The 2,058-nt window shown below is 57.0% G+C and carries 2 protein-coding genes and 1 pseudogene; 1 reads left to right on the top strand and 2 read right to left on the bottom strand.

Annotation, left to right across the window (positions count from 1 at the left end; genetic code table 11):
- A pseudogene (locus V6C16_RS11855) lies at positions 1 to 211 on the bottom strand (hypothetical protein); the annotation flags it as partial.
- 72 nt (positions 212 to 283) lie between these two features.
- Between V6C16_RS11855 and V6C16_RS11850 the strand changes: the two are divergent.
- A complete protein-coding gene (locus V6C16_RS11850) occupies positions 284 to 973 on the top strand; it encodes a metallophosphoesterase (RefSeq protein WP_333535442.1) in 690 nt (229 codons plus the stop codon).
- 276 nt (positions 974 to 1,249) lie between these two features.
- Here V6C16_RS11850 and V6C16_RS11845 read toward each other — a convergent pair whose 3' ends face one another.
- On the bottom strand, positions 1,250 to 1,849 hold the full coding sequence (locus V6C16_RS11845; protein WP_333543297.1) for a hypothetical protein: 600 nt from the start codon (positions 1,847 to 1,849) through the stop codon (positions 1,250 to 1,252).
- Positions 1,850 to 2,058: the final 209 nt, after the last annotated feature.

The raw sequence follows: 2,058 nt of genomic DNA, 5'->3' as shown, positions 1-2,058 counted from the left end.
GCAGACGGCTCATCTGCTCGCGCAGCCGCTGCTTGGCGACAGCCGGATCTTGCCTCTGATCCACGCCCGGCAAGACCGCAGACTGCGCCCCTGCCCCTGCTATGGGCCGGGTGCGACACGCTTTCAACAAGCGGTCATCCGGTTCCGGCTGGGCAGGCTGTAACCTTGCGCGGCTTTCTCGGGGGCCGTGATCCGTATTTTTTTCACTCATGCCGGGCCTTTCCTTATATGATGAAGTATGGCAGCATTACAGCAGTGCCAATGTAACAAAGGATGCACCGCCATGCCAAGCTCTGACGCTCAGGATTACCTCTGGATCGCCGTGGGCGACATTCATGATGAAACCGGTCGCTTTGCCAAAATTCCCGAACTGGCGCAGGCCGACGGCATTATTGTCACCGGCGACCTGACCATCACGGGCGGCGTTCAACAGGCTGAAATGGTCATGGACGCCCTGCGCAGTCATAATCCGATGATTCTCGCTCAGATAGGCAATATGGACCGCCCCGAGGTGGACCAGTGGCTCAGCGAGAAGGGCTGGAACCTTCACACCAAGACGCGCGAACTTACGCCGGATACCGCCATTTTTGGCGTTGGCGCTTCCACGTTCACGCCGTTCGGCACTCCCAGCGAATTTCCCGAGTCCGCCTTTGCGGCATGGCTTGAAGCCTGCTGGCAAAAGGCGCGCAACTATCCGCACAGCGTGCTTGTGTCCCACAATCCGCCCAAAGACACCGCCTGTGACGTCATCCCCGGCGGCATTCATGTCGGCTCCACGGCGGTGCGCGAATTTCTTGAAGAAGCCCAGCCCGATATCTGCCTGTGCGGCCATATCCACGAAGCAAGGGCTGTAGACCGCGTGGGCCGCACCATCGTGGTCAATCCCGGCGCTCTGGCCCAGGGGGGTTACGTGCTCCTGCGTTATAATTCCGGCCAGTTGTCGGCGGAACTCAAGGTTCTGGACGAAGACTAGCGGGCCTGCCCCCATATCCGCTGTTATCAAAAAACACATGCGCGCCCGGTTTGTAAAAAAACCGGGCGTTTTTGCTGTGTATCGCGATATGAAACAAAAGTGCGCACGGCTGGATAAAAACGAAAATACAAGTAATCTTAAATATATTCACAAAGTTATAAATAACTCTACCCTTATGGGGAGCTTGCATATTTTTTAAAAAAACGTACTCTCTGAAAAGCGGACCAGCATGTCTGCCGCACAAGCGCGCCAAGCGGTGCTGCTGCGGTGAATTCCTTATGAATAGCAACATGCTGCTGAAATTTTTCGCGGTGGCAAACCGCCCCGCATTGAAAGGACGTTCATGACCAAAGACCAAGAAACCCCAGTGACAGAGACCCCAAATTCAGGCGAATCAGGCCAGAAGACATCCAAACCCAAAACCCGCGTTTCTGCCCGCGGAAAAAGTGCCACGGCTGCCGAAGCCACGGCCGGACAGGCGGAAAAAACTTCATCTCGATCCTCTCCCGCTTCCAAGATTTCCTCCAGTTCTTCCCTTTCTGCCGATACGCCCGCCCCCAAAGCCAGTAAGCCCAAGGCAGGCAAAAGCGCGGCCCTCAAATCTGTTGCCGCTTCCAAAAGCACGGACACAAAGCCTGAATCAGCCGAAGAGGCATCTGCGGTGAAAGGCGCAGCCCCCAAAGCGGTGGAAAAAACCGCCACAAAGGCCAAAAGCGCCCCAAAAACCGCCGCAAAGAGCAAGTCCGCCGCCGGAAGCAAATCCGAGGCCGAGGAAAAAAGCGTAAAAAAAACCGTCGCCAAGACCGAAAAAAAAGCCGCGTCTTCTGCTGTCGACTCCAAGCCCGCAACCGCCAAGGCATCGGCCGCCAAAAGCAAACAGACCACCGCTAAAAGCGGGGCAAAGCCTGTTTCCGGAACCGCAAAAAGCGGATCTCAAGACGCGCCTGTCGCAAAAACGGCCTCTGCCGAATCCGCGCAAAGCATGCCCAAGGCAGCCGAAGGAACCGCAACAGCCAAAACGGCCGCCGCAACGGCCCCTGCCGGAAATGCGGCCCCCAACGCGGGGCAAGCCCCCAAAAGTGCCG

Source organism: Desulfovibrio sp. 1188_IL3213, from assembly GCF_036763145.1.
Taxonomy (GTDB): domain Bacteria; phylum Desulfobacterota; class Desulfovibrionia; order Desulfovibrionales; family Desulfovibrionaceae; genus Desulfovibrio.
This window is presented reverse-complemented; position numbering and strand designations above follow the sequence as displayed.

Bases quoted from the DNA above. Each gene is read 5' to 3' on its own strand.
- V6C16_RS11850 (WP_333535442.1), top strand. From the start codon at position 284: ATGCCAAGCTCTGACGCTCAGGATTACCTCTGGATCGCCGTGGGCGAC.